Annotated in this window: 22 protein-coding genes, 4 tRNA genes and 1 other RNA gene; 4 read left to right on the forward strand and 23 right to left on the reverse strand. The window is 55.9% G+C overall.

Annotation, left to right across the window (positions count from 1 at the left end; translation table 11 throughout):
* On the forward strand, positions 1-642 hold a 642-nt coding region (locus GX839_01150; protein NLB04078.1), incomplete at its 5' end, for an IS30 family transposase.
* Between the two features lie 253 nt (positions 643-895).
* Here GX839_01150 and GX839_01155 read toward each other — a convergent pair.
* The 19 genes from GX839_01155 to GX839_01245 all read right to left on the reverse strand — a co-directional run bounded on the left by GX839_01155 (position 896) and on the right by GX839_01245 (position 16,169).
* Positions 896-2,284 carry a hypothetical protein gene (locus GX839_01155; GenBank protein ID NLB04079.1) on the reverse strand — a complete coding sequence of 463 codons (1,389 nt, stop codon included), beginning with the start codon at positions 2,282-2,284 and terminating at the stop codon, positions 896-898.
* 132 nt (positions 2,285-2,416) lie between these two features.
* On the reverse strand, positions 2,417-3,001 hold the full coding sequence (locus GX839_01160; GenBank protein ID NLB04080.1) for a GNAT family N-acetyltransferase: 585 nt from the start codon (positions 2,999-3,001) through the stop codon (positions 2,417-2,419).
* Between the two features lie 114 nt (positions 3,002-3,115).
* A tRNA-Lys gene (locus GX839_01165) sits at positions 3,116-3,191 on the reverse strand.
* 3 nt (positions 3,192-3,194) lie between these two features.
* Positions 3,195-3,269, reverse strand: a tRNA-Gln gene (locus tag GX839_01170).
* 17 nt (positions 3,270-3,286) lie between these two features.
* Positions 3,287-3,363, reverse strand: a tRNA-His gene (locus tag GX839_01175).
* Between the two features lie 78 nt (positions 3,364-3,441).
* Positions 3,442-4,116: a methylated-DNA--[protein]-cysteine S-methyltransferase gene (locus GX839_01180; GenBank protein NLB04081.1), complete on the reverse strand. Its 675-nt coding sequence runs from the start codon at positions 4,114-4,116 to the stop codon at positions 3,442-3,444.
* Positions 4,117-4,510: 394 nt separating this feature from the next.
* A complete protein-coding gene (locus GX839_01185; protein NLB04082.1) occupies positions 4,511-5,023 on the reverse strand; it encodes a dihydrofolate reductase in 513 nt (170 codons plus the stop codon).
* A gap of 16 nt (positions 5,024-5,039) precedes the next feature.
* Positions 5,040-5,870, reverse strand: a complete 831-nt coding sequence (gene thyA, locus GX839_01190) for a thymidylate synthase (protein NLB04083.1) — start codon at positions 5,868-5,870, stop codon at positions 5,040-5,042.
* A 112-nt stretch (positions 5,871-5,982) separates the two neighbouring features.
* Positions 5,983-6,058, reverse strand: a tRNA-Pro gene (locus GX839_01195).
* A gap of 66 nt (positions 6,059-6,124) precedes the next feature.
* Positions 6,125-6,793 (reverse strand): ComEA family DNA-binding protein, encoded by a 669-nt coding sequence (locus GX839_01200; protein ID NLB04084.1) that lies wholly within the window; start codon positions 6,791-6,793, stop codon positions 6,125-6,127.
* A gap of 85 nt (positions 6,794-6,878) precedes the next feature.
* A complete protein-coding gene (gene rsfS / locus GX839_01205; GenBank protein ID NLB04085.1) occupies positions 6,879-7,208 on the reverse strand; it encodes a ribosome silencing factor in 330 nt (109 codons plus the stop codon).
* 112 nt (positions 7,209-7,320) lie between these two features.
* On the reverse strand, positions 7,321-8,526 hold the full coding sequence (gene nadD / locus GX839_01210) for a nicotinate (nicotinamide) nucleotide adenylyltransferase (protein NLB04086.1): 1,206 nt from the start codon (positions 8,524-8,526) through the stop codon (positions 7,321-7,323).
* The gene (locus GX839_01215) at positions 8,523-9,695 is read right to left on the reverse strand and encodes a peptide chain release factor 2 (GenBank protein NLB04087.1); all 1,173 of its coding nucleotides are present in this window, start codon (positions 9,693-9,695) and stop codon (positions 8,523-8,525) included. Before GX839_01215 ends, nadD begins: the two co-directional genes overlap by 4 nt.
* A 73-nt stretch (positions 9,696-9,768) precedes the next feature.
* Positions 9,769-10,521 (reverse strand): hypothetical protein, encoded by a 753-nt coding sequence (locus GX839_01220; GenBank protein NLB04088.1) that lies wholly within the window; start codon positions 10,519-10,521, stop codon positions 9,769-9,771.
* 122 nt (positions 10,522-10,643) lie between these two features.
* Complete coding sequence (locus GX839_01225; protein ID NLB04089.1) at positions 10,644-11,099, reverse strand: hypothetical protein; 456 nt, start codon at positions 11,097-11,099, stop codon at positions 10,644-10,646.
* 1 nt (position 11,100) lies between these two features.
* Positions 11,101-11,715, reverse strand: coding sequence for an RdgB/HAM1 family non-canonical purine NTP pyrophosphatase (gene rdgB / locus GX839_01230; GenBank protein NLB04090.1), 615 nt, complete (start codon positions 11,713-11,715; stop codon positions 11,101-11,103).
* Between the two features lie 23 nt (positions 11,716-11,738).
* On the reverse strand, positions 11,739-13,469 hold the full coding sequence (locus tag GX839_01235) for a hypothetical protein (protein ID NLB04091.1): 1,731 nt from the start codon (positions 13,467-13,469) through the stop codon (positions 11,739-11,741).
* 12 nt (positions 13,470-13,481) lie between these two features.
* Positions 13,482-15,230: an arginine--tRNA ligase gene (gene argS / locus GX839_01240; protein ID NLB04092.1), complete on the reverse strand. Its 1,749-nt coding sequence runs from the start codon at positions 15,228-15,230 to the stop codon at positions 13,482-13,484.
* 12 nt (positions 15,231-15,242) lie between these two features.
* Positions 15,243-16,169: a nucleotidyltransferase gene (locus tag GX839_01245; GenBank protein ID NLB04093.1), complete on the reverse strand. Its 927-nt coding sequence runs from the start codon at positions 16,167-16,169 to the stop codon at positions 15,243-15,245.
* A gap of 149 nt (positions 16,170-16,318) precedes the next feature.
* On the opposite strand from GX839_01245, the gene GX839_01250 reads away from it, so the two are divergent.
* The gene (locus GX839_01250) at positions 16,319-17,191 is read left to right on the forward strand and encodes an NYN domain-containing protein (GenBank protein NLB04094.1); all 873 of its coding nucleotides are present in this window, start codon (positions 16,319-16,321) and stop codon (positions 17,189-17,191) included.
* A 13-nt stretch (positions 17,192-17,204) separates the two neighbouring features.
* On the opposite strand, the gene GX839_01255 is transcribed toward GX839_01250, so the two are convergent.
* Positions 17,205-17,996: an SDR family NAD(P)-dependent oxidoreductase gene (locus tag GX839_01255; protein ID NLB04095.1), complete on the reverse strand. Its 792-nt coding sequence runs from the start codon at positions 17,994-17,996 to the stop codon at positions 17,205-17,207.
* Positions 17,997-18,099: 103 nt separating this feature from the next.
* On the opposite strand from GX839_01255, the gene GX839_01260 reads away from it, so the two are divergent.
* Positions 18,100-19,110, forward strand: coding sequence for a hypothetical protein (locus GX839_01260; protein ID NLB04096.1), 1,011 nt, complete (start codon positions 18,100-18,102; stop codon positions 19,108-19,110).
* A 69-nt stretch (positions 19,111-19,179) separates the two neighbouring features.
* Here GX839_01260 and GX839_01265 read toward each other — a convergent pair whose 3' ends face one another.
* From GX839_01265 to GX839_01275, 3 genes are all read right to left on the reverse strand, one after another.
* On the reverse strand, positions 19,180-20,148 hold the full coding sequence (locus GX839_01265; protein ID NLB04097.1) for a DUF4349 domain-containing protein: 969 nt from the start codon (positions 20,146-20,148) through the stop codon (positions 19,180-19,182).
* 107 nt (positions 20,149-20,255) lie between these two features.
* On the reverse strand, positions 20,256-20,585 hold the full coding sequence (locus tag GX839_01270; protein ID NLB04098.1) for a hypothetical protein: 330 nt from the start codon (positions 20,583-20,585) through the stop codon (positions 20,256-20,258).
* A gap of 70 nt (positions 20,586-20,655) precedes the next feature.
* Entirely contained in the window at positions 20,656-22,209 is a 1,554-nt protein-coding gene (locus tag GX839_01275; GenBank protein ID NLB04099.1) for a carbohydrate kinase, read from the reverse strand.
* A gap of 118 nt (positions 22,210-22,327) precedes the next feature.
* On the opposite strand from GX839_01275, the gene ssrA reads away from it, so the two are divergent.
* Positions 22,328-22,703, forward strand: a transfer-messenger RNA (tmRNA) gene (ssrA, locus tag GX839_01280).
* Positions 22,704-22,794 lie beyond the last annotated feature (91 nt).

The raw sequence follows: 22,794 nt of genomic DNA on the forward strand, positions 1-22,794 counted from the left end.
AAGAGAAAAGAGCACAAGATCGATACGGAGTGCCGCAAGGGGCGAACCTATCAGGATTACCTGGCATTTATGGCAGACGATCCCTGGCCGGTGGTCGAGATGGATTCCGTCATTGGCACCCTTGGCGGCAGGGTCATCTTGTCCCTTTACTTCCAGGAGTCCTCCATGCTGCTCTTGTTCTTGCGTGAGAGAAATACCGCCAAGTCCGTCATCGACCTCTTCGAGCAACTTGACAAGCACCTCGGCCGGGAAACCTTTTGCAAACTCTTCCCCGTCCTTTTGACCGACAACGGGTCCGAGTTCTCCAATCCCAAAGCGATTGAATTCGACTCAAAGGGACAACGGCGTACCCGGATCTATTACTGTGACCCGGGTACACCCAACCAGAAACCTGGGGTGGAAGGCGCCCATAAACACTTGAGGCGCATCCTGCCCAGGGGGTCATCCTTTGACCAGCTCACCCAGAAGGATCTCAACCTGGTCATGGGCCATGTCAACGGATTTCCCAGAAAAAGGCTGAATGACCAGACCCCACTCCAGTCATTCAGCGCCACCTTCGGGAGGGACACACTGGAATGCTTGAACATTCCAGTATTGGATCCTTCCCAGGTAACCTTGCGGCCCAGCATCTTAATTAAATAAGGCGCTGATTCGACAGAAGGCCCGCCCTGAAATTTGGTTCTTCTCTTAACCTTTCAGGCCATCCAGCTTAAAGTGTCGAGAACGATAAAAAGCTCGATTGGCTTGTTTGGCGCGCGCTTCTTTTCGGCCGGCATGCTCATTCTAACATTTATCTTCATTTTGCGGCGCTTTTTAAATCCCTGCCAAAGGCCGATGGTGATTTCTTTTCAAGTTTTCCTGGCTTCCTTCTCGACTGTCCAGCTTAGCGTGTCATTTATCGTTCGCCGGGTGAAAGAAGAAGTGATTCGGGCACATAGCCCGACCGCCCGTCGGAAAGACGGATCAGGATCCAGCCGTCCAGGGGGCTGGTCAACTGGGTTACATGATCTCCCCGCGTGACCGAGGCGACCAGCTCATCTCCCCCCGGTTCCGATACGACCCGGAGGCTGCTGGCCTTGACAATGATGTCAATCTCGAATTCCGTTTTCACAATGGCCGGCCTGCTTTCCTGAGAGGTAACTTTCGGGCCTTCCTCCCGGGGATCTTCTGCTTTTCCGTCACCCCGGATCGCATGAAAAGCTGACAGCAACAGAACCAGGGCAACCAGCCAGATCGCAAGGTAGGCAAGCAGCGACAAGCCGCGGGATCCGGGGACCAGATGAGTCAGTTTCCTGTGAAAACCGACGATCGCACCTCTGATGCCCTCTGTGTTCCAATGCTTGACCCTGTCCAGCCAGTTTTCCCGGGGTTTGCGGGATATCCGCCCGCGATTTTCATGCCCTGCAGGACCTCCCCCAGGCCCCTTGACCGGCAAGCTGAATCTTTCCTGCCTGTCAGCCTGCCAGTCCGTCCTGAAAGTCGGCGGTTTCGGCCCGTAATCCACGACAGGCTGCCTCGGTCGGTACCCCGCAAGGCGGTCAAGATCAGCTGGCGCAATGCGGACATTTCCATCAAGCAGGGGAACAACCTTGGATTTTTGGATTTGCCTGATCCAGGAAATCGCGTTCTCTCCCGTCTCCCTCCGGCCCGATGCCCGCTCCCTTGATTTTGCGCTCAAAAGTTCAAGATCCGTATCCAGCCTCTGGATCTGTGCGGAGAACCAGCTTGTGTCAGCGTCACGGCCATATGAATAGGCCAGCCGCGTCAGCTCTGTCATGGCCACGTTAATCTGCTGGGTGTCCGCCAGCAGGTCCTCCAAGTCCGCCGCATCAAACAAATCAATGAAAGAGGGGTCGATAATCAGAAGGTCATCGCCCTCGCGCGGCCGGAAGGCATAAAAATCAAGTGTACGGCAAAAAGAGGCAAGCCCTCCGCTTTGGGGCGGATAAGTCGGCTGCTGTCTATACAGATGGCGCCCCCGGTGCAGGTAGACACCAAAACTGGACGGACACCAGACCAGCACCAGCTCGGAATCCATCAGAAGGAGAAAATCGGCCGTCAGCCTGTTGCGTTCGACGATGGCAGGCAAGCGGTCAAGTCCGTTGATCTGGAGTTCGCGAAATGAAACAAGCCAGTACCGGAGCAAGGCCCGTGCCGACAGGACCAGGGCATGATCCCCGGGATCGGTCTGCAGGCCGGCGATCAGCTGGACCCGGCGGTTACCCGACATAACGTAATGGCGTTGTTCCTGTGTTGCCAGAACTCCGATATCACGATCATTCAACTGCAGGGTTTGCCTTGTACGATCGGCTTCGGCCAGATGGGCTGTTAATGTGGAGCGGATCACCTTGCTGTCTGTTCCCCTTGTTTATGCTGGACTGCCGCGAATTTTATCTTAGCACGATCAAGCACAGGCTTAATCGGTTGATTTTATCCGGTCAAATTCGTTTTCCAGGAGGCCGACTACAATCAAATCCAAATAAGACCCGCCCCGCCTCATGGCTTCCCTCAGCCGCCCTTCTTCAGTAAAACCCAGTCGCTTGAATAAGTTCAGGGAAGGGAGGTTCTCTTCCGCCAGCCGTGCGTAGACGCGGTGAAGTCCCAGCTCGTCAAAGGCATAAGTCAGTGCCAGCTTCACGGCCTCACTTGCCAATCCCCGCCCCCGCCATGCCCGACTGATAAGCATGATCCCCATCTCCGCATTTCCCATGGCATAATCCAGATCCGACAGGGTCACAAGCCCGATCGCCTCATTCTTATATCGGCAGGCAAAAACAAAATTCCTGACGCCGTCATTCCATTCATCCATGAGGGCCTGAAGCTGAGCGGACGTACGCGGAAGCAACAGATCCGGAAGGTAATAGTAGAGGGCTTCCGCATCAGCAAAAAAAGGAGCGACCCTCTCAAGATCTTCCTGAGTCAGAGGAGCCAGCAGGATCCGGTCGCCCTTTAATGGATTCTTTGGCCCCATGGCTTTTCCCTGATCTTTTTCCCCGTTCATGGTCGCTTATCCCCCCTGGCAAATGTCGTTCGGTGTTAGGTCCATTCATCATATCACCTGCCGGGATCCCCTAAAACAGCAAGGCCTTGAGACATAGCTGCCTCAAGGCTTAACTGGTGATCCACTGGGGATTCGAACCCCAGACCCCCTGATTAAAAGTCAGATGCTCTACCGACTGAGCTAGTGGATCATTTGGCTGGGATGGCAGGATTTGAACCTGCGAATGCGGGAGTCAAAGTCCCGTGCCTTACCGCTTGGCTACACCCCATCTTGATTGAGGAATGGTGGGGTGGAATACGAGATTCGAACTCGTGACCTCCAGGGCCACAACCTGGCACTCTAACCTGCTGAGCTAATTCCACCGTTTCCCCAAAAACATCTCATTGAGTGTAGCAAGCGGCCAGCCTGATGTCAAGGAATCCGGCGGCTCGGCCCTGCTGTCAGGCGGTGGGAATGGCGTGCCACATCTCCAGCTGCAGGAGATAGTCTTTGACGTCTACGCCCCCGCCGAAACCTATCAGCATCTGGTTGGAGCCAATGACCCGGTGGCAGGGAATGATGATGGGAAGCGGATTGGCTGCCAGGGCCCGACCGACCGCCCTGGCCATCTGTCCCGTCTTATCCTTGTCAGGCTGAATGATTTCTGCGATGTCGGCATAGGTTTTGACGGAACCATAGGGAATTTTCAAGGTTTCTTCCCAGACCCGTTTCTGGAAAGCTGTCCCCTCCGGGAACTTGTAGGGAATCCTGATCTCGTGACCACCGCTCAAGTAGAGCCGCAATTCCCTGCGCGCCAGCTTCAGAACCTCGCATTCGTCATCAAGATCCGGGGCCTCGGGAGTCAGGATCTTGCCGTCATGGCTGAGATAGCCAGAGAAATAGGCGGCTTGCCTGACCCGCAAACTCAACCCTTCTCCCCCTTCGCGCAGGAATTCAATTGAGGCAATTTTCTTGCGGGCGGAATCAGTCACCACCGCCAGATACCCAAATTCCCAAGGGATAAAGGCAATCTGCCATTTGGCCACCTGCGGAGCAAAATAAGTTTCCCTTTTGGAAGGCCAATCGATTCCCGTCAATCTGCCGTAGATCAAGCGGTCAGCTTCTGACAATTTCATGTGTGTCAGATCGATCCGGTAGATCAGGGGGTCGTCAGCGATGATCTGCCTGACGATCTCCACCTTATCGTCTTCAGGAAGCTCGCCCAGGGTATGGATCCGTGCAATCCGCCAGGTTGGCGAATTGAAGGGCGCTGTCACGCTGACTCCGCCAAGGGGCTGGTCGCCCTTTTCGATAAAGAAAAGAAGCTCACCCTTCTTGCGTTTTCCGCTCATGATCCTGCGCCATTCACTGTTCGTCCGGTCAGGGAAAAATTGCTTGACCACTTCTTTGAGCCAAGAGATATCCTTGACGTAGAATGGGCGCAAGTTGATGGGAGCGGTCTTTTTCATCGGTTTACTCATCTTCCATTCCTCCCGATTCATCTGCCCTGTGAAGGATCACGCCACACCTCTAAGCAATGTCATTTCGCCTGTATGTCAGATACCGAAACCTGACGCCGTCCTCTTCCAGCCACTGGCCGCAGGAATCCAGAAACCAGTCGGGCGACTGGTCGATGGCCGGGAACCAGACGTCGGCCTCATACATCTCCTCAAACTGAGTAATCAGAATGGTGTCACAGTAAGGCAGCAATTGCTGATAGACGCTGCCCCCTCCTATGACAACAAAATCCTTGTCCTGGTAGCCTTCCTGTTTCAGGCTGCGGATACGGGCCATAAGTTCCCCGATGCTGGAAAAGTACTCGCACCCGCTGGCGGGTGCTTCGTCCCGGGTTCGCAAAACCAGATTGATCCGGCCGGGCAGGGGTTTTTTCCCCGGAAAGGTATCCAGGGTCTTCCGCCCATAAATCACGACTTTGCCAAGTGTCAAAGCCCGAAAGCGCCGCAGGTCCGAACTGACCGGCTTTTGCAGGCATCCCCTGCAGCCGATACCCCAGTCGGCGTCACACGCTACAATGGCGATCATGACCTGACCTCCCTGCCTAGATGGCCACCGGGATGCCGCGAACCGCGGTGCCGTGCCGGTAGTCTTCAATCTGGAAACTGTCGGGGGTAAAGTCGTAAAAATCGTGGACATCCGGGTCGATCAGCAGGCGCGGCGCCTGGAAGCCGGGCCGGTCGATCAGCTCCCGGACCAGCGGAATGTGCCGGTCATAAATGTGCGCATCGGCAATCACATGAACCAGCTCACCCGGTCTGAACCCTGTTACCTGGGCCAGCATGAAAATCAGGACCGCGTACTGAAGCACATTCCAGTTATTGGCCACTAACATGTCATTGGACCGCTGATTAAGAAGCCCGTTCAGCCTGTCGCCCGTCACGTTGAAGGTCATGCTGTAGGCGCAGGGATACAAGGCCATGTCGCTCAGGTCGGAAAAATTGTAGAGGTTGGTCATCATGCGGCGTGAACCGGGGTTATGACGCAGCTCGTATAGGATGCGGTCAACCTGATCGAATTCGCCTTCGGGGTATTGATGCTTTTGAGCCAGCTGATAACCGTACGCTTTGCCGATGGTCCCGTCAGGCAGGCACCACTGGTCCCAGATCTTCGAACCGAGTTCACAGACACGGTTTGATTTCTTTTGCCAAATCCATAAAATTTCATCGATGGCCGCCCGGTAATTGATCTTTCGAAGGGTTAAGAGGGGGAATTCCTGCTGCAGATCATAGCGGTTGATGATACCGAAGCGCTTGATGGTATGGGCCGGTGTCCCGTCTTCCCAGCGCGGACGAACTTTCAGATGCGCGTCTGAATGGCCGTGCTCGAGAATTTCGCGACAGTTCCTGCGGAATATCTCGTCACATGAACTCATCTCATTCCTCCGCAAAAATATACCGATACCACGTATATTGTACCACATACTCTGCCCGCAACAGCGGGCCCGCTTAAAAAACCTCCGGCCCGCAAGGGAACCGGAGGTCGAATGGTCGGAGTGACAAGACTTGAACTTGCGGCCTCTTGGTCCCGAACCAAGCGCTCTACCACCTGAGCCACACCCCGATGCCTTATGGATTTTACTTGTAAACGAGGTAAATGTCAAACAAAAGAGGCTATCAGGCCATTCCTTCAGGGCCCGGTAACGGTGACCCTGTCTTTGAGTTTTGAGAAGCGTCCTTCCTTGATACCTGGCACCTGCATCAGTTCCTCAATATCCGAAAAAGGGCCGTTTTCTTCTCTGAAGGCCAGAATAGCTTCAGCTGTTGCCTGCCCGACTCCCGGCAGGGTTTCCAGCTCCCTCTGACTGGCCCGGTTCAGATCAATGAGAGCCTCCGCTTCCGGTTCATCCTCTCCAAGCGGCAACCAGGCCACGTCTTCACCTTCACGGGGCACGTAGATCTTCATGTGGGGCCGCAACAGCATGGCCAGATTGACTGCGCCGCAGTCTGCCAACGGCGATAAGCCACCGGCTTGCTTGATGGCGTCTTCCATGATCGAGCTTTCTGCGAAATAGTAGAGGCCGGGATTCTTTACCGCGCCGTCCACATGGACTGGAAACAGGGTGGGTCTGGCAGCTTCTGTTTGAAGCCCTTCGGTCTCCCCGGACACGATAAGGACTGGCTGGCCGGAAGGTTTCCGGGCAATCAGAATCAAAATAACAGCTGACAGGGCAATCAGGGCAAAGAAAAAGAAAAGCGGTGCCCTTTTGGGACGCCCGCTGCGGCTGTTTAGAGTCGGATAAGGACCTGTTCGCCCCCGCACACTCTTCCCCCCAGACAACAGGACTTGATCTGCCACGATTTTCGCACCCGGGAGGCGGCGGTCGCCGGCGGGATTCAGCCCTTGGTCCGGATGAAAGTCTTTTTGTCGGAAACCGCCTGGCTCAGACGGGCCGCTTGTCGGCGTCAACCCGCCAAAGGCTCTCCAGCTTGTAATGTGCGCGGTCTTCCGGCATGAGGATATGGACGACCAGATCGCCATAATCGAGCAGGACCCAGCTCCTGGTGTCCAGTCCCTCAATATGGTCAGGTTTCAAACCGAACGTTTCTTCCAGTTTTTCCTCAACGGAATCCGCCAGGCTTTTGACATGGATCCCTGTTGTCCCGCTTGCCAGAACAAAGACATCCGCCAGCGTGGTCCTGGAAGTCACCTTCAAAACCTCGATATCACCGCCTTTTTTTTCTTCGATAGCCTCGACGGCTGCGGCAGCCATCTCTTCAATACGCTTAAGTTTTTGTCTCTCTTCAGGCTCTGCGGCGAGCGCCACGTCGAGGGTTTGAGCTTTCCCGGTTTTTTCTTTCAATCCTTCCTCCTTCAGGGGCCACCTACCCCATTTCCGAATATTTCTTATAAGCCTGGATGCTGAGTTCACAGGGCGATTTTCCTTGCCGGGCCAGCGCCTTAAAGACTTCTTCAAAGCATGCTTTCATGGCCCCCGCCAGATTGCCGCTTTCTGCCAGAGCACGGATCTCCCGCAGCTCGCCAAATTCCCTGTCATAGGCAATCTTATCGGCCAGGAAGAGTATCCCGCCCAGAACCGTCATGTCCGGATGGCCGGTGGAATGCCAGGCAATGGCGTGGACAAGCGGGTCATTTTCCATGCCGGTCAGCCTTGATGCCATAATGGCAGAAGCTGGTCCGTGAGCCAATTCCCCCTTCAGAAAATCACTGGACGGCCTTTGACCATGCCGATCAAAATAGCTCAAGGCCAGCTCTTCCTTCTGCCGTGCAGGAAGCTCTTTGGCCAGATCGTGTAAAAGTCCGGCCGAAGCTGCCATTTTGATATCCTCCCCCATGAGAGCGGCAAGCCGGGCCGCGTACTGGGCCACGGAAACAGAATGGAGCCTTCGTTCCCGAGACAGGTAAGGCCAGGCTCTTTCTTCCAGATTCAGTAAATCCTGCCAGTCCTGGCCGTTCAGCCGGTCAAAGGCCTCTCTCGAAGCATAGGGCCGGTAACGGCGGATAAATCTGACCACCTGATCAGGACACAGGCCGTCAATATCCTCCCCTGAGGCGATCCTGGCCCGGATCAGGCTGGCCGACAGATCCATAGCGGGCATGTCAAAGACGCGAACCGATGTCCCGTAGCGCCTGCTGGCCGTCTCTGCCTGCTCGGCCACGGACTGGCGGTTGTCGTTCCCTCTTATCGCCACCGCCAAAGAAACTTCCTTGAGCAGGTCGGCCGGCCGGTACCAGGAATCAAGGGAACCCAACAGGTCGGACCCCGAAAGAAGAACCAGTTCTTTCAGCCCGTACTTCTTCTTCAGTCTCAGCACCGTGTGGTAGGTGTAATCGACTCCCGGTGTCCTGATTTCATCGTCCGACACCAGAACATCCCGGATGCCATTCATGCCCAGGCAGGCCATCTCATACCGATAGGCGGCAAAGCTTATCCGCCCTTCTTTATGGGGAGGCCTCCCGACTGGCATAACGATCAGCTGCCTGAGATCAAGCTGTTTCAGCGCATGTTCGGCAAGGGCCCGGTGTGCCAGGTGGAAAGGGTCAAAGGTTCCGCCAAAAAGCCCGGTCACGCGCCAGATCCTCCCTGACCGTGGAGACGGAGCTCTTTCTCCCTGGCTGTCTCGCGGTCCTGGGCATTTTCAATCAGCCAGGCATTGATGAAAGCGTCAAGATCGCCATCCATGACCCCATCCACATCACTCGTTTCATAGCCTGTCCGGTGGTCCTTAACCATCGTATAGGGACAGAAGACGTAGGATCGGATCTGGCTCCCCCAGGCTATGTCAAAGACCTCTCCCTTGAGGTCTTCGATCCGGTCAAGCTGGCGTTGTTGAGCCAGATGATAGAGCCTTGATTTCAGCATCCGCATGGCTGTTTCCCTGTTGGAGAGCTGCGACCGCTCGTTCTGGCAGGAAACGACAATCCCGGTTGGCAGATGGGTGATCCTGACTGCCGAGCTGGTCTTGTTGACATGCTGGCCGCCCGCCCCCGAAGCCCTGAATGTATCAATTTTCAAATCATCCGGGTTGATCTCAATCTTGATGGTATCGTCCAGTTCGGGCAGTACTTCGCAGGACGCGAAGGAGGTATGCCTCCTTCCCGAGGCATCAAAGGGCGAGATACGAACCAGCCGGTGCACGCCGTGCTCACTTCTCAGATACCCGTAGGCATTGGGGCCGGCGACCCGGAAGGAGATGGTCTTGATCCCCGCCTCCTCCCCATCCAGCAGATCCAGCACTTCGACTTCATAGTCATGGTTCTCCGCCCAGCGGGCATACATGCGAAAGAGAATTCCCACCCAGTCCTGGGCCTCAGTTCCTCCGGCACCCGCGTGCAGGGAAACCAGGGCATTCATGGCATCATGTTCACCTGTCAACAGGGTTTCCAGCCGAAGACTCTCATACTCACGCGACCAGTCTCCAAGCCCGTCCTCCAACTCGCGGAGAACAGAGAGGTCGTCCTCTTCCCGGGACAGCTCCAGCAGAACCTCAAAGTCCTCATTTCCGGCAACCAGATCGGCGAAGCGTTTCTGTTTTTTGTTCAAATAGGCAATCCGCTTCTGGACTACCTGCGCCCTGTCCGGATCGTTCCAGAAACCTTCTTCCAGGGTTTCCCGGGTCAGCCGCTCTTTTTCCTCCGCATCTGCTTCCAGACGGAGTGAAAGCCTCAGTTGGCCGATTTTTGTCTTATTGTTGGCGATGTCCGCCTGCAGTTCCTCGTAAGTCATGGTTTGATCCATTTCCCGGCTTTCTCAAAGGTTTCATCCGCCGGCAATGCGTGTGTGAAATTTCGGGACCATTCTGTCTTCAGCCTCATCCAGGGCTGTTTTTTGCCGCGGCCTCCCGCGCGGAAAGGGAGCGGTAGAAGATGGCTGCCAGCCTGCCAAAGGCCAATGTCTTTAGCGCGAAAAAGAAAGCCCGGACCAGGCTTGCGGCCCAGAGGCTGCTTCTGAAAACCATGCGAAGCAGATCGGCAGCCATGTTTGTGATCGATCCGAGAAAAAGGAAAGAGACGAAAATGAAGAATTTCATCCCCCGTGTCATCCGGTAACTGGCCTCCATGGCCCCGGCCAGCTTCTTTTCTTCAAAAATCAGAATGAAGATGGTCATGGACAGCATGGACGCCAGCACGTAGAATGGGATGCCCAGTGACGGAATCGAGATGATGTAGGGAATGATCATGGCAATGCCCAAAAGCAAAAAAGACGGAAATGCCCGAATGGCGACGCCTGTCGCCGACTTACCCCTTGACAGGGGAAGGGAGGGGATTTCAAGGGGATCCTCACTTACGGTGACCTGGCCCGTCACTTCGGACGAGGCAAAAAGCCAGTGGACGGCGTAAATGAGAATGAAGGCCATGGAGAGAACCACCAGGCCAACTTGCCGGAAAAGAACGGAAAACCAGACAGGGGGAGGAAAAGGGAGACCCGCCTGCCTTTGAAGAAAGGCACTCAATTGAGTTTTAAACAGATCCAGCTGCCCCCCTGACGGCGCGGTCAGATAGATGGATGCTGAAATGGCGAAGAGAAAAGAAAACCAAAGATGCACCCGCTGTGCCCTGGGCATTTTATCGATCTTAAGTGCTTCGAGGATGATCCGCAAAACTGGTTCTTCCTTTCCCTTTTTCGTCCAGCGATCAGCGTATCACAGATGATCCACAGGATTCCAGAACATACAGCGGCACAATCTCATACCTGCCTCAAGGGCTGCACATGGACAACACCCCGGGTCTGGGTCAGGCGGTAGATCAGCACATCGTCCGGCCAGCTGTTCCCATCCGTCCGGTAGGTGACAAGCACTTGGACAAGGCCGTCAACAGGGGGACTTTGAAGGAAGGAAAGAATCTCGGCACCGGCTTCAAAAAAGGTATCGAAACAAAGCGGGGCGACACGCTTGAGATGTTCCATGACGATCAAAACAGCTGTCACAGCGCCCTGGTCAATGGTTTTCAGGGCTCGGATGGATTTCCGGTATTTGTAATAGGCGCTCCTGCTGATCCCCGCCTGCTTGACCGCTTCATTGACTGAGCGGACACGGCCCTGATCCAGCAGTTTTTTTACTTCCATGACCTTGAGGAATACTTCAGGCAAATCGTCACCTTTGACAATATAATAGGCATCCGTCGTTTTTTTCTGTCTGGCCATGTCACTGCGTCCTTTCTTCATCAGCCGGCCGCCCAAACTGTTGATCCAAAAACAGCCTGAAGGCCTGTCCGCGGTGGCTGATGGCATTCTTCTCGTCCGGCGGCAGCTCGGCCAGGGTACCTTGCCTGTTATCCGGGATAAAAACCGGATCGTAGCCGAAGCCCCCGCTTCCCCGGGCTTCATAAGCGATGGTCCCGCCGGTCCTGCCATGATAGAGTTCCGTTTGGCCGCCGGGGGAAATGACCGCCAGGGAACAGTGGAAATGCGCCCGCCTCTCCCCTTCGCCGGCCTCTTTCAGGCGGTCGAGCAGAAGACGGCAGTTTTCCTGGTCTGTCGCTCCGGATCCGGCATAGCGGGCTGAATGGATCCCCGGATCCCCTCCCAGGTAATCGACAACCAGTCCCGAGTCGTCGGCCATGACCCAGCCTCCCGCTTTTTCATGAAGGGCCCGGCACTTGATCAGGGCATTCTCGTCAAATGAATGCCCGTTCTCGTCCGCTTCCAACACCAGGCCAAGCTCATCCGGCCCGATCAGGCGGACAGGCCATCCTTTCGCCATGGCCTTCAATTCTTCAAGCTTGCCCTGATTATGGCTTGCCACCGCAATGATCGTCATTGTGCTTTCCCTGCCCGTCAAGATTAAAGCCCCAGAAAGTCCGCCATGGCAAAAGCAGCCTTTCGAACTGTTTCCTCTTCATAAGGTGAAGGATAACCGGCATGGCCAAAGCCGGCAAAGGGATCTGTTCCAGGCTCCTGATCGAGCAGTTGCGAAAAGGCGGTTTCCAGGACCTGGTGCCGGCGGCCAAGCGGCAGGGTTCCCAGGACTGAGACAGCTGCCAGCGCTTCGGAAATGCCAGCCAGCGGCCGGCTCCAAAGGGAGGGGGCGTAGAGCCACAGATCTTCCGTGGGTATCAGGGAAGGCGCTTCTTCCGCAGACCCTGACGGGAGATAGCGTCTGGCGATCTCATTCCAGGCGTGGCGGAAGACTTGGAGGTTGGTCACCCGGGCACGGCTCAGGAACTCCTCCATTTCATCCAAAGCACATAAGAGAGGCAGGTCAAGGGCCAGCTCCGCCATGTCGTATTCCCGGGCATAGCGGGCCATGATCCCGTAAAAGAGCCCCCAGACCCGCTGCGAGAGCATTGACAGGGAATAGCGGGCAAGATTCAAGCGCATCCCGGCTTCCGGCGATGCCAGCGGCCAGGGCAGCTCCTGGGCACCGGACAGCTGTATGAGGATGGATCCTGTTTCGGCGAAAACCGTGGAGGCGAACCATTCCTGCGGCAGAGGGGGCAACAGGAGATAGGACCGGTTTGTATCGGGAAAGTGGATCCCTGACATGTCATGGTGGGGGTCGGCGGCGCAGTAATCAAAAGAGTCCGGATCCTGACGCGGTTCGCCCGTAACGTGAAAAGACAGGGCACCTGCTTCCCCCATGGATTCAAAATGGGCCGCCCGGGGTCCCAAGAGGCTTCTCAAGCCCTTAAGATAAGTTTTCTCCAGTGGATAGGCCGACAAATCGAGCGTGGGAACTCCGAAGGACGCGGGGTAGATGACGTCCCAGGGTTTTGGTTCCGCAAGCCCCAGCCGCTTCCATTGCGAGGCCCGGATGGCCGGGACAAGAGGGGTCAGGTGTTTTTGAGCAAGCTGGCGGAAGGCTGTGGCCTGCATCCGTTTCTCTTCCGTCAGGCCGGACCGGGCCAGGGCATAATCGAAGAAGGTCTTGAAGCCGGCCTGCCCGGCCATGGACCGGCGGGTCTCATGGAGTTGGACGAAATGTTTTTCAACTTCATCCCTGTACCGTGCCAGCCGGCCTGCCAGTGAACGGTAGGCCCTCATGCGGCGTTCGCGCGAATGGGACTGGAGCATGCGCCTTGCCTCTCCCATGACCGCGCCGGTCCGGAGAGAGGAAAGTGACAGTTCGTCAAGTCTTTTCAGCTGGCCTGCGATCAGGTCCTTTTCTTTTTGAAGATCGGGAAGGATTTTCTTTTGATATGAGGCAGCCAGGTTCTTCGCCGCCGCTGGTAAATCCGGCCCGATCAGGGAGGCCGCTTCCAGTCCTTTTGATGATTTTGAAATGCTGGCAAAAAAGCGGGAATATTCACAAAGAAAGGCGAGGCAACCCTCCTCGGTCCGGTCCAGAGACTCCCTTATTCCCCTGTCGGCCGGATCCAAAAAGGCCCCGACGATCAGATCCTTGCGATAGGCTTCCATCTGGCGCAGGTCATCCAGTACTTGGCGGATAAGAGCAGCCAGCTCCTGCCGGTTGCGGGCGGAGCGGAGCCGGGCGTATGCCTTTTCAGCCCTTTCTTCCAGCAGGCCGTTGTCCAAGCCCTCCAGCCACGTTACAGGGTCTTTTTTTTGAGCCATCGCCTGCCCGCCTTACATCCGGTCAACCGGTTCAATGCCGGCCAGCCGAAGTCCGGCAATAAGTGTGCGGCCAACCGCTCCAGCCAGGGCCAGACGTGCAGCCGTCAGCGATTCATCGCCGGCTTTCAGGACAGCCGTGTGATGGTAAAAAGTATTGAAGGCCCGGGCAAGCGCCATGACCTGGCGAATCATAATGGAGGGCTCACAAGCCTGCCGGGCGGCTTCAACCGCCTTGGCAAAGCGGTCGATTTCCTTGATGACCTCCTGCTCATGGTCACCGTCAAGTCTGGACAGGTCCTCATCGCTGACCTGCCGGACACGGTCCATCATGCCGGCTGGCGCCTTGCGTTCCAAGGAAGCGCACCGCGTCACGGTGTAGAGCAGATAGGGGGCTGTATCCCCTTCAAAGTCAAGCATCTCCTCCCAGGAGAAAACAATGTCACGTTCACGGCTGTTTCGCAGATAGGCATAGCGGACGGCACCGAGGCCGATCCGCTCGGCAATGGAGGCCGCAAGTTTCCGGTCCATGTCCGGGTTGTTGGCCTCGATCAGGGCGGCAGTTTTGGCAACACTGGTATCCAGCAGATCGGCCAGCAGGACGACATTGCCGGTCCGGGTTGCCAGGGCCCCTTCAGCGAAACGGACGGTTCCGAATGCGACATGGATGCAGTCATCCGCCTTGGGAAAACCCATTCGCTTCATGACGGCAAAAACCTGATTGAAATGGTTTTTCTGAGGGATCCCCACCACGTAAATATTCTTGTCGAAATGGTACTCCCGTTCACGGTAGAGTATGGAGGCAATATCGCGCGAAGCGTAGATGGTTGAGCCATCGCTTTTCAGGATCAGGCAGGGCTTGAGCCCGAAGGCATCCAGGTTGACGACCTGGGCTCCCTCACTTTCCTCGAGCAGGCCCTTCTCTTTCAGGATCTCGACAACTTCAGGAATCATGGGCGAATAGAAGCTCTCCCCGTTGGTGTTGTCAAAGTGAATACCAACCCGGTCGTAGATCTTTTTGAATTCCATCAAGCTGACCCGGCGGAAGGTTTCCCACAGGGCCTTTTCTTCCTCGCCGCCCTGTTCCAGCCGGTTAAAGGCCAGCCTGGCCTCATCTTCCAGTTTCGGATCCTGCTCTGACTCCTCATGAAACCTGACATAAATCCGGGTCAGCTCCTGGATAGGTGCCTGTTCAAGCGCCGCAGGGTCACCCCAGAGACGCCAGGCGACAATCAGCTTGCCGAACTGAGTGCCGTAATCGCCCAGGTGATTAAAACGTTCCACATGATAGCCCGCGTATTCGAACAAATTGGCGATCGCTTCGCCCAAAAAGGTTGAAAAACCATGGCCGACATGGAAGGGTTTGGCGATGTTGGGGGATGAGTACTCGACGATAACCGTTTTGCCCTGGCCCTCCCCGGTCGAGCCCGGCCGGTCGCCGGCTTCGATGGAGCGCCGCAAAACGGTCCGGGCCAGGTAATCCCGGCGGATAAAGAAATTGAGATAACCGCCGTCGGCCTCCACCCGGTCAATGGCCACGAATATTTCCTTGAATGATCCCTCCGAGCCCTCTTCCAGCCATTGCTTCAGCCCGCGGGCAATCAGGCTGGGCGCTTTTTTCATCTCCTTGGCGAAGCGAAAACAGGGAAAGGCAATGTCGCCCATTTCCGGCCTGGGCGGCCTGCCAAGTCCCGCCTCCGCCTCTTCCTGACTGATGGGCAGCCGGCCCGCCAGGGCGGCCGCGATCCTTGATTCCAAAGTCATTGTTCTCTCCCGTCAAGACCACAGGGGCGTGGGATACAGGCCCTGCCTGGCAAATCCAGCCAGAGCTTCCTCCACCCGCGGTCTGTCTTCTTTATTGGTTACGCCATACCAGCTGTCTGTCACCCGCATGACCTCTACCCGGGCCCTGCCTGAGGCTAGGCCCTGTCCGACCACAACGGGCAGCAAAAACTCAGAGGTCAAGGGATCCAGGTCCTGCAATCTTTCCAAAAAGCCCGCAAATTCCGAAGCAAGATCATGGACAAAAGAGACCGGGAAACCCCAAAAGTTCATAGACACGGGGCTGTCCAAATCGAGTGCCTGGTAGGCCGCCCCGCCTTCAAGCGGGTAGCGGGCACCCGCCCCCGACCGCTCAATGCCCTTGATCTCTCTCAGACCTTTGAGACTGCCGTCTTCTTCCATTTCGCAGACGCCGCGCGAGACCCGCCCGTGATCGGACAGAGTATCGCCCAGCCGCCACACACAAAGGCCAAGCCGGTCTCCTTCACCCGGGGCATGGTCCCTGGTCAAAAAATCCCGGATGGCCCGGTAGGCGGAGGGGCCATAGTAGTCATCGGCATTGATGACAGCGAAGGGCCCTTTGAGCTCTTCCCTGGCCGCCAGAACCGCCTGCCCCGTTCCCCAGGGCTTGATCCGGCCTTGGGGGACCGAATACCCGGCAGGAAGGTCTTGCAGATCCTGGAAGACATAAGTGTAATTGACCCTGCCCTCCAACCTGGGCCCGATCATCCGGTTAAAGGCCTCTTCGAAGTCCTTGCGGATGACAAAGATCACTTGTGAAAAACCGGCCCTTACGGCATCAAAGACTGAATAATCCATCAGGATCTCGCCTGAGGGTCCGAAGGATTCCAGCTGCTTGAGTCCCCCATAACGCGAGCCCATGCCGGCGGCCATGACGACCAGGACAGGATCTTTTTCCATCAGGTTTTATCCCTTTCACTTCATTCAAATGTGTTTCAATCATAACACGGACCAAAGGGCCCCGCCGGCAGTTTATCAGTCGGCCTGTGTTAGAATAAGGCTGGCCGGCAGCCAGCCGAACGGCTGCCGCATGAAGGGAATAAAGCACCATGACTAATACAAGCACAAGGGAAAGCGATATCCAGCTAGCCGTCCTGATTGACGCGGACAATGTCCCGCCCCACAATGTGAGGGGCATGATGGAGGAAATTGCCCGCTATGGGACGCCGACCATCAAGCGGATTTACGGTGACTTTACCAAACCGAACCTGGCCCAGTGGAAATCGCAGCTTCTTGATTACGCCATCAGCCCCATCCAGCAGTTCAGCTATACCACTGGCAAGAACGCCACCGATTCCGCCATGATTATTGATGCCATGGATATTCTCTACACCGACAAGGTAGACGGCTTCGTCCTGGTATCCAGTGACAGCGATTTTACCAAACTGGCTACACGTCTTCGCGAATCAGGAAAGACCGTCTACGGCTTCGGGGAGATGAAAACACCCAATTCATTTATTGCGGCCTGTGACCGCTTCATTTATCTGGAGATCATTGACCAGCACGCCGAGGAAGAAGATTCGGATAAAGAAAGGCCAGAAAAGGAACCGGTTTCCAAGCCGGCATCACGGACCAGGCCCTCAGCTAAAAAAGAGTCTGACAAAAAGGAAACCGAAAAAAAACCAGCCACGGAAAAAAAGCCGGCCGGCAGCCGGGACCGCAGCGGCATCCGCAAGGTCGACCGGGAATTGATCAAATTGATCAACTCGTCCATCCGGGATGTGGAGGATGAAAACGGCTGGGCTTTCCTGGCCGAGGTCGGCAACCTGATTATCAAAAAGCAGCCGTCTTTTGATTCGCGCAACTATGGCTACGATAAACTGACCACTCTGGTTCGCTCCATGGGCAAATACGACATCGAGATGCGGGATACGGGCAACCCCAACGTCAAGCTGGTTTACCTGAAGATCAAATCCCGCTGACTGGGAAAAAAGCTCAGTCCCAGCGGATCATCCGGAGCATCCAACCTGTCGGCAGCAACTTGGCAGCCAGCCGGATCAGCTTACCCGCAAAACTGGTGACAACCAGGCTCTTGTTTCGCCTCATGGCAGCCAGGGTCTTTTGCGCCACCCGGTCAGGATCCTCTATCCCCAGCCTTTTGTAGGATTTCAGCAGCGCTTCCTTTTGTTGGGGGGTAAAAAAGTCGGTCAGCATGGGATTGGGACAGGTGACGGTCACCCGTATCCCCTTTTGCCTCAACTCCCCGCCAAGCGCCAGCCCAAAGGACAAAATGAAGGCTTTGGATGCGGCATAGGCTGCAAAGCCGGGTTGGGGCAGAAAGGCGGCGACAGAGGCAGTGAAGAGGATGGAACTGCCTTCCGCCATGAAGGGAAGAGCCAGGGCTGTCATGGAAACCTGCGCCTTGACATTCAGGTCGCAAAGCAAATCGAGCGATTCAGGTTCAAGGCAGGAAAAGCTGCCGCTGCATCCCTGACCCGCATTGTTGACCAGCAAATGCAGGACTGGCTTCTCCCGATCCAGAATTCCCCTCAGCCGTTCAAATGACAGGTCCCGGGAAAGGTCCAGAGCCAGGATCCTGCTTTCATGGCGAAGTGAAGAGGAAAAGGCCATAAGTTTCTCTTCATCCCGGGCGATCAGCCACAAGACCATCTCGTCCGGCAGGGTCTCGTCTAGCAGTCGGGTCAGGGCGGCGCCCAGGCCCGACGAGGCCCCTGTGATCAGGGCAACGGCCTTCCCGGCTGCTTGCTTGTCTTCTGCTTCTTTCATCCGGTCAACCTCCGCTTTCCATCATATCATCTGCCTTCTTTGTGCTATCATAAATGCCGACTTGATTGCCAGTCATCTCTATTTTGAAAGCTACGAGGAGTCTATGGCCAGAACTTTTGTCATCGGGCTGACCGGATCGGGGAAACAGACCACGGTCAATGAAGATACCTTCAGTCTCAGTGGGCGGGTCTACCCCGACATGATCACCGGGAGTGAAGAGCAAACCGGCAGTTCCACCGGCTACAACCAGCTCTACGTCGTCACTGAAGGTGTGGGGGGCCCCGGCGTTGGCGACCTGGCGGGCCGTATCATCCAACGGACTGCCCATGACCTGGCTGACCTTCTGGGACGCTATCAAAGCCCTTCCCTCGACTTTCGAAAGTTCAGCCGGGACCTGGTCAAAGAGGCCCATAACCGTGTCCTGAGCCAGATCAAACCGCGCGGGAACGGGATAACGGGTGCCTCCATGGCCCTCCTTCTGATCGATGCCAACACGGCCTACGTCCTCAATGTCGGGCAAACAGACAGCTTCCTCTTTCGCGGCGGCGAGCTCTTTCTCCTGTGCAGCCCGGCAGATAATGGCAATGGCCGCCGGACCGCCCTGATCGGTGACAGCCGGTCTCCGGCACCCTCCGGCTTGATCACCACCCGGGAAGTTGACTTGAAACCGGGCGACATCATTCTCTTGACTTCAAGTGGTTTTCGTACGGGCTACAAGCCACACCAATTGATTGAGGATCTCTCCTCCCCTGACGCTTTTGCCGCCTCGATCCGGCAGGCGCAGATCCATTCAAGAAAAAGTGACGACTCCGCAAGCGGGACTGTCCTGGCCTTGAAAGTCAGGGATCTGGAGCTTTCTGAACCGGGCGAACCGGTCGCGGGGCTTGAAATCCGAAAATCCATCTACCACAAGGAAATCGGCGAAGATCAGCCGGAATCGGAAAAAGCCGGAAAATCAAAGGGCAAAAGGAAAGGAAAGGGAGACGATGCCATGGCAAGAGAAAGAAAAGAGAAACGCAAAGGCAACCTCAAAACCTTTTTTCTCTTCCTGCTCCTGGGATTTCTGATTGGTCTGGCGGCCATCCTCTTTGTCTGGTTTCTTATCCTGAAATAGGGAAGATTGAATCCACAAAAAAGAGCGGGCATCCACCCGCTCCTTTTTTTTGCCGGCTGATCCTCCCTATTATTCCCTTGCCGGGGGCTCAGGGCGCGCGGGAGATCCCGCAGCGGCCTTTTTCGCTCTGCGCTTCTTCCTGCGCCGCCTGACCAGCCAGATAATCAGGAGGACAAGCGCCGCCAGCAGAATGAAGGGAGCGGCGTAGACCAGGATAACGAGCAGGTACTGGAGAGCGAGAACAATCCCGATCCCAACACGCTGGACGGCGTTTTTCATCAGGAAGCCAACGTCGGACCACTTGAGGGTTTTCCAGGTCACCTCCGGCTTGGTGATGGTCGGATCGGTTTCCATCCGGATGGTGATGTCGATCCTGGATTCACGGGTCAGGCTGTCGAGCCGTTGCAACCGTCCTTTCAGGCTTTCGAGTTCCAGCGTCAGCTCATCAATCCGTGATTGCACCATGAGGGTGTCCTCGATGGTCTCCGCCTTGACCAGCATGGTCCGGTAGTGGGCGATCAGCTCTTCTGTCGACTGGATCCTGGTTTTTGTATCGTAATAGGCTTCGGTGACCTCTTCACTGGTGACTGTTTTGTTCTCCACCTTGGTGACATTTTCAGCCGTATGCTCCATGAATTCGGGCAGTTTTCCGAAAGGAACCGCCACCTGCATGGTAATCCACGCAACATCTCCTGATGTCAGCTGTTCGTAGGAAACGACGCGACCGCCCAACTCACGGGTCAGTTTCACCAGCGATTCATAGGTCTTTTTCAGATCGGAGCTTCGGAGGGCCAGCTCACCGTTCTGTATGAACTTGCGCTCGATTTTACCTGGTGGAAGAGGCAGGGGCAATGGTGGCTCATCCGGCAAAATTCCCGGGTACTCCCCGTCCTCTCCCCACTCGTCACCGGGCCGCCAGCTTTCAGGTTCCCTGGGGGCAGTATCCTTGGCTCCCTGACCCGCAGCGCAGCCAAAACCGATCAGCGCAACCAACAGGAGGGCCGTCACAAGGACAATCAAACGGATTCTTTTCTTCATCTTTTCTCTCCTTTATTGCCTGCCCTGGTTCCAAGACACTGGCAGGGAAGACAGGTGCCTGCCTACCCTAGAAGACGTCAAAACCAAAAACAGGTTACAGCCAAAGCTTAAGCCTGTCTTGCCGGCGCCGCAGGTGCCGGCGCCTTGACCACGGTAATCTCCAGGACCTCCTCATGCCGGTTGTGTACGTTCATCCGGACATCAACCGGGATCTTGAGCAGGCTGCCCTTGGGGTAATCGTGGATTTCCTGATCTTCCAGGCCGATGGACAAAGTCCCCCGCAGCACCGTCATATAGAGATTGCTGTTCGAGTAGTGGACCGGCAGGCCCTGGCCCTGGTTCAGCACCATCTGCATGTAGTGGACATTCTCGTCCATGACAATGGCTTTGACCGACTTATCATCGTTTTGGACCAGTTGGTAAACGGTTTCAATCATGTGATTCTCCTCTAAACTGATTCTTCCATCCTACTCGATCATCCCCCGGGCGAATCAAGCCGTCCGGACCTCATTCCAGACTCTTTCCTGAATAGCGCTCCAGTTCCTTGAAGAGTTTCTCGTTGCTCTTGTAAGCCTTCTTATAAATCCCTGTGTAGAGATCTTCATAAATGGCGACATTGTCAGCGTCAGGCCAAAAGACTTTTTCTTCGCGGGTCATGACACCGACCGCTTCCTGGTAGGAGTCATAAAAGCCCGCCCAAACCCCCGCGTTGATAGCCGCGCCGACGGCGCTGACCTCCCCGCTTGCCAGCCGGACCGCCGGCAGATTGAAAATGTCCGCGGTCAATTGCATGGCAGCATCCGACTGGCTGCCGCCGCCGACAACGGTCAGTTTTTTTACCTTGGTCCGGCTCTTGGCCTCGATCAATTCCAGGCCCTCACGCAAAGCGTAGGCGATGCTCTCCAGGATGGCCCGGTAAAGATCCACCTCCCGGTGGCGGTCGACCCAGCCGGCAATCATGCCCTTGCCGTGAGGATAGAGGCCGGGATGGATGGTCCAGAAGGGGAAGACGAAAAGCCCGTTGGAACCCGGCGGTACCTTGACTACCTCCTCATTCATGCGCTTGAGAAATTCTGGAAAACCGCTTTCTTTGGCGTACTGCCGGCAGAACCAGGTTACCAGCCAGTAACCCCGGTAAATACTGTATTCCGGATTCCAGGCATCGGGTATGCAACTGGCAAAGGTGTAAAACTTCAGCTTCTTGTCTTCGATGTGGTGCAGGGTGGTGGTGCCCAGGGTTGCCATGGTTCCATAACTGATAACGGCCTGGGAAGGATCAAAGACCCCCCCGCCCAAGGTTTCACACTGCTTGTCGCCGGCTGAGGCGATGACGGGCAGGCCGATCGGCAAGCCGCAGGCTTGATGGCCGGCTTCCGTGATCCTGCCGATTTCCTCTCCCGGTGCTACCAGGTCGGGCAATTGGTCACGCCTGACACCAAGAAATTTGAAAACCCCCTTGATGCGATACCAATCCTGCCTTTTGGCCTGGTAGGGCACGTAGCCCACCTGCATGCCGCGCGCGTCCCTGAAAACACCGCACAGTTTCAGGTTCAAATAGCCGGTCAGGGAGACATAGCGCTTGGCCCGGGCATAGATGTCGGGCTGATTGTATTTTATCCAGTTGAATTTGGACCGGTAGGCCACCATGGAGAAAAAAGCATAATCGTAAAGATAGATGGCCAGATCCACCCCCGTCAGTTCTTTTTTCAGCGCCTCCATGGCCTCGGGCGACCGCCGGGTGTCAACCCAGGTGATCCAGTCGCGCAAGGGCTGCCCATCATCATCCAGGGGCATGATATTATCCCGGTTGGCGGTGAAGGCCACAGCTTTCAGCTGATCCACCCGGCTGCCCAGCTGGTCCAGCACCTGGCGGATGACCTGGCAGCTGTCATCAAAGAATTGTTCCGCCGGCACCTCCGCCCAGCCTGGCTCCAGGCTGTAATAGGGCTGGCTGATCTTTCTGCCCCGGGCAATCTGGTTGCCTTCCCGGTCGAAAACAATGGCCCGGACACTTTGGGTCCCCACATCCACTGCCAGCACGTACGGCTCCTTCTGACTCATCTCAGTTCCTCCGCCAAACCAGGGTTAAAACGCTGCGTCATATGGACAGCATACCACCTGTAAGCCCTTGTTCTTTTACAATCAAGCCCTTCCATGCTATAATAAATCGCTCTCACATGGGAGCGCACTGGTTTCGACGGGGTCGTTGAGATCGGGAAAGCGGGTAGAGGATTCTCGTTGGCCTCTTTAAAAAACGGGAAACTTTTTATAATTGCCAACAAACCGGCACTTGCAGCGGCTTAACCGCTGCCGTCCCCGCGGTCAATCTGCTAGCCGCGTCAGGACGTCAGAAGCAGACCTTTCCCCTTAGGCAGGTCAAAGGGGGCTCCCGGCGGGCCAAGGTCTTGAGGCCCTGCCGCGTATGATCAGACTACCCGGCCATCAAGCTTGTCCGTGGACTTGGCGGGTTGGGGAAAACGGACCACGGACTGCACCCGGAGAAGTCCCTTTCAAGGTGATTTCGGACAGGGGTTCGACTCCCCTCGCTTCCACCAAATCAAATACCATCTATTGATAAAAGGAATTTTGTCAGCAGGTGGTTTTTTGTTTGTCAAAAAGTGCTTGATTTAAGCCGCTTTCGGGCTT

The sequence above is a fragment of the Fastidiosipila sp. genome, assembly GCA_012511175.1.
GTDB lineage: Bacteria > Bacillota > Clostridia > Saccharofermentanales > DTU023 > UBA4923.

What these genes read in the sequence shown, in the direction of transcription:
- GX839_01160 (NLB04080.1), bottom strand. Translation starts at nt 3,001, where the DNA reads ATGAACGGGGAAAAAGATCAGGGAAAAGCCATGGGGCCAAAGAATCCA.
- GX839_01180 (NLB04081.1), bottom strand. Translation starts at nt 4,116, where the DNA reads ATGAAATTGTCAGAAGCTGACCGCTTGATCTACGGCAGATTGACGGGA.
- GX839_01185 (NLB04082.1), bottom strand. Translation starts at nt 5,023, where the DNA reads ATGATCGCCATTGTAGCGTGTGACGCCGACTGGGGTATCGGCTGCAGG.
- thyA (NLB04083.1), bottom strand. Translation starts at nt 5,870, where the DNA reads ATGAGTTCATGTGACGAGATATTCCGCAGGAACTGTCGCGAAATTCTC.
- rsfS (NLB04085.1), bottom strand. Translation starts at nt 7,208, where the DNA reads ATGGCTGCCGCAGCCGTCGAGGCTATCGAAGAAAAAAAAGGCGGTGAT.
- GX839_01215 (NLB04087.1), bottom strand. Translation starts at nt 9,695, where the DNA reads ATGGATCAAACCATGACTTACGAGGAACTGCAGGCGGACATCGCCAAC.
- GX839_01220 (NLB04088.1), bottom strand. Translation starts at nt 10,521, where the DNA reads ATGCCCAGGGCACAGCGGGTGCATCTTTGGTTTTCTTTTCTCTTCGCC.
- GX839_01225 (NLB04089.1), bottom strand. Translation starts at nt 11,099, where the DNA reads ATGGCCAGACAGAAAAAAACGACGGATGCCTATTATATTGTCAAAGGT.
- rdgB (NLB04090.1), bottom strand. Translation starts at nt 11,715, where the DNA reads ATGACGATCATTGCGGTGGCAAGCCATAATCAGGGCAAGCTTGAAGAA.
- GX839_01235 (NLB04091.1), bottom strand. Translation starts at nt 13,469, where the DNA reads ATGGCTCAAAAAAAAGACCCTGTAACGTGGCTGGAGGGCTTGGACAAC.
- argS (NLB04092.1), bottom strand. Translation starts at nt 15,230, where the DNA reads ATGACTTTGGAATCAAGGATCGCGGCCGCCCTGGCGGGCCGGCTGCCC.
- GX839_01245 (NLB04093.1), bottom strand. Translation starts at nt 16,169, where the DNA reads ATGGAAAAAGATCCTGTCCTGGTCGTCATGGCCGCCGGCATGGGCTCG.
- GX839_01250 (NLB04094.1), top strand. Translation starts at nt 16,319, where the DNA reads ATGACTAATACAAGCACAAGGGAAAGCGATATCCAGCTAGCCGTCCTG.
- GX839_01255 (NLB04095.1), bottom strand. Translation starts at nt 17,996, where the DNA reads ATGAAAGAAGCAGAAGACAAGCAAGCAGCCGGGAAGGCCGTTGCCCTG.
- GX839_01260 (NLB04096.1), top strand. Translation starts at nt 18,100, where the DNA reads ATGGCCAGAACTTTTGTCATCGGGCTGACCGGATCGGGGAAACAGACC.
- GX839_01265 (NLB04097.1), bottom strand. Translation starts at nt 20,148, where the DNA reads ATGAAGAAAAGAATCCGTTTGATTGTCCTTGTGACGGCCCTCCTGTTG.
- GX839_01270 (NLB04098.1), bottom strand. Translation starts at nt 20,585, where the DNA reads ATGATTGAAACCGTTTACCAACTGGTCCAAAACGATGATAAGTCGGTC.
- GX839_01275 (NLB04099.1), bottom strand. Translation starts at nt 22,209, where the DNA reads ATGAGTCAGAAGGAGCCGTACGTGCTGGCAGTGGATGTGGGGACCCAA.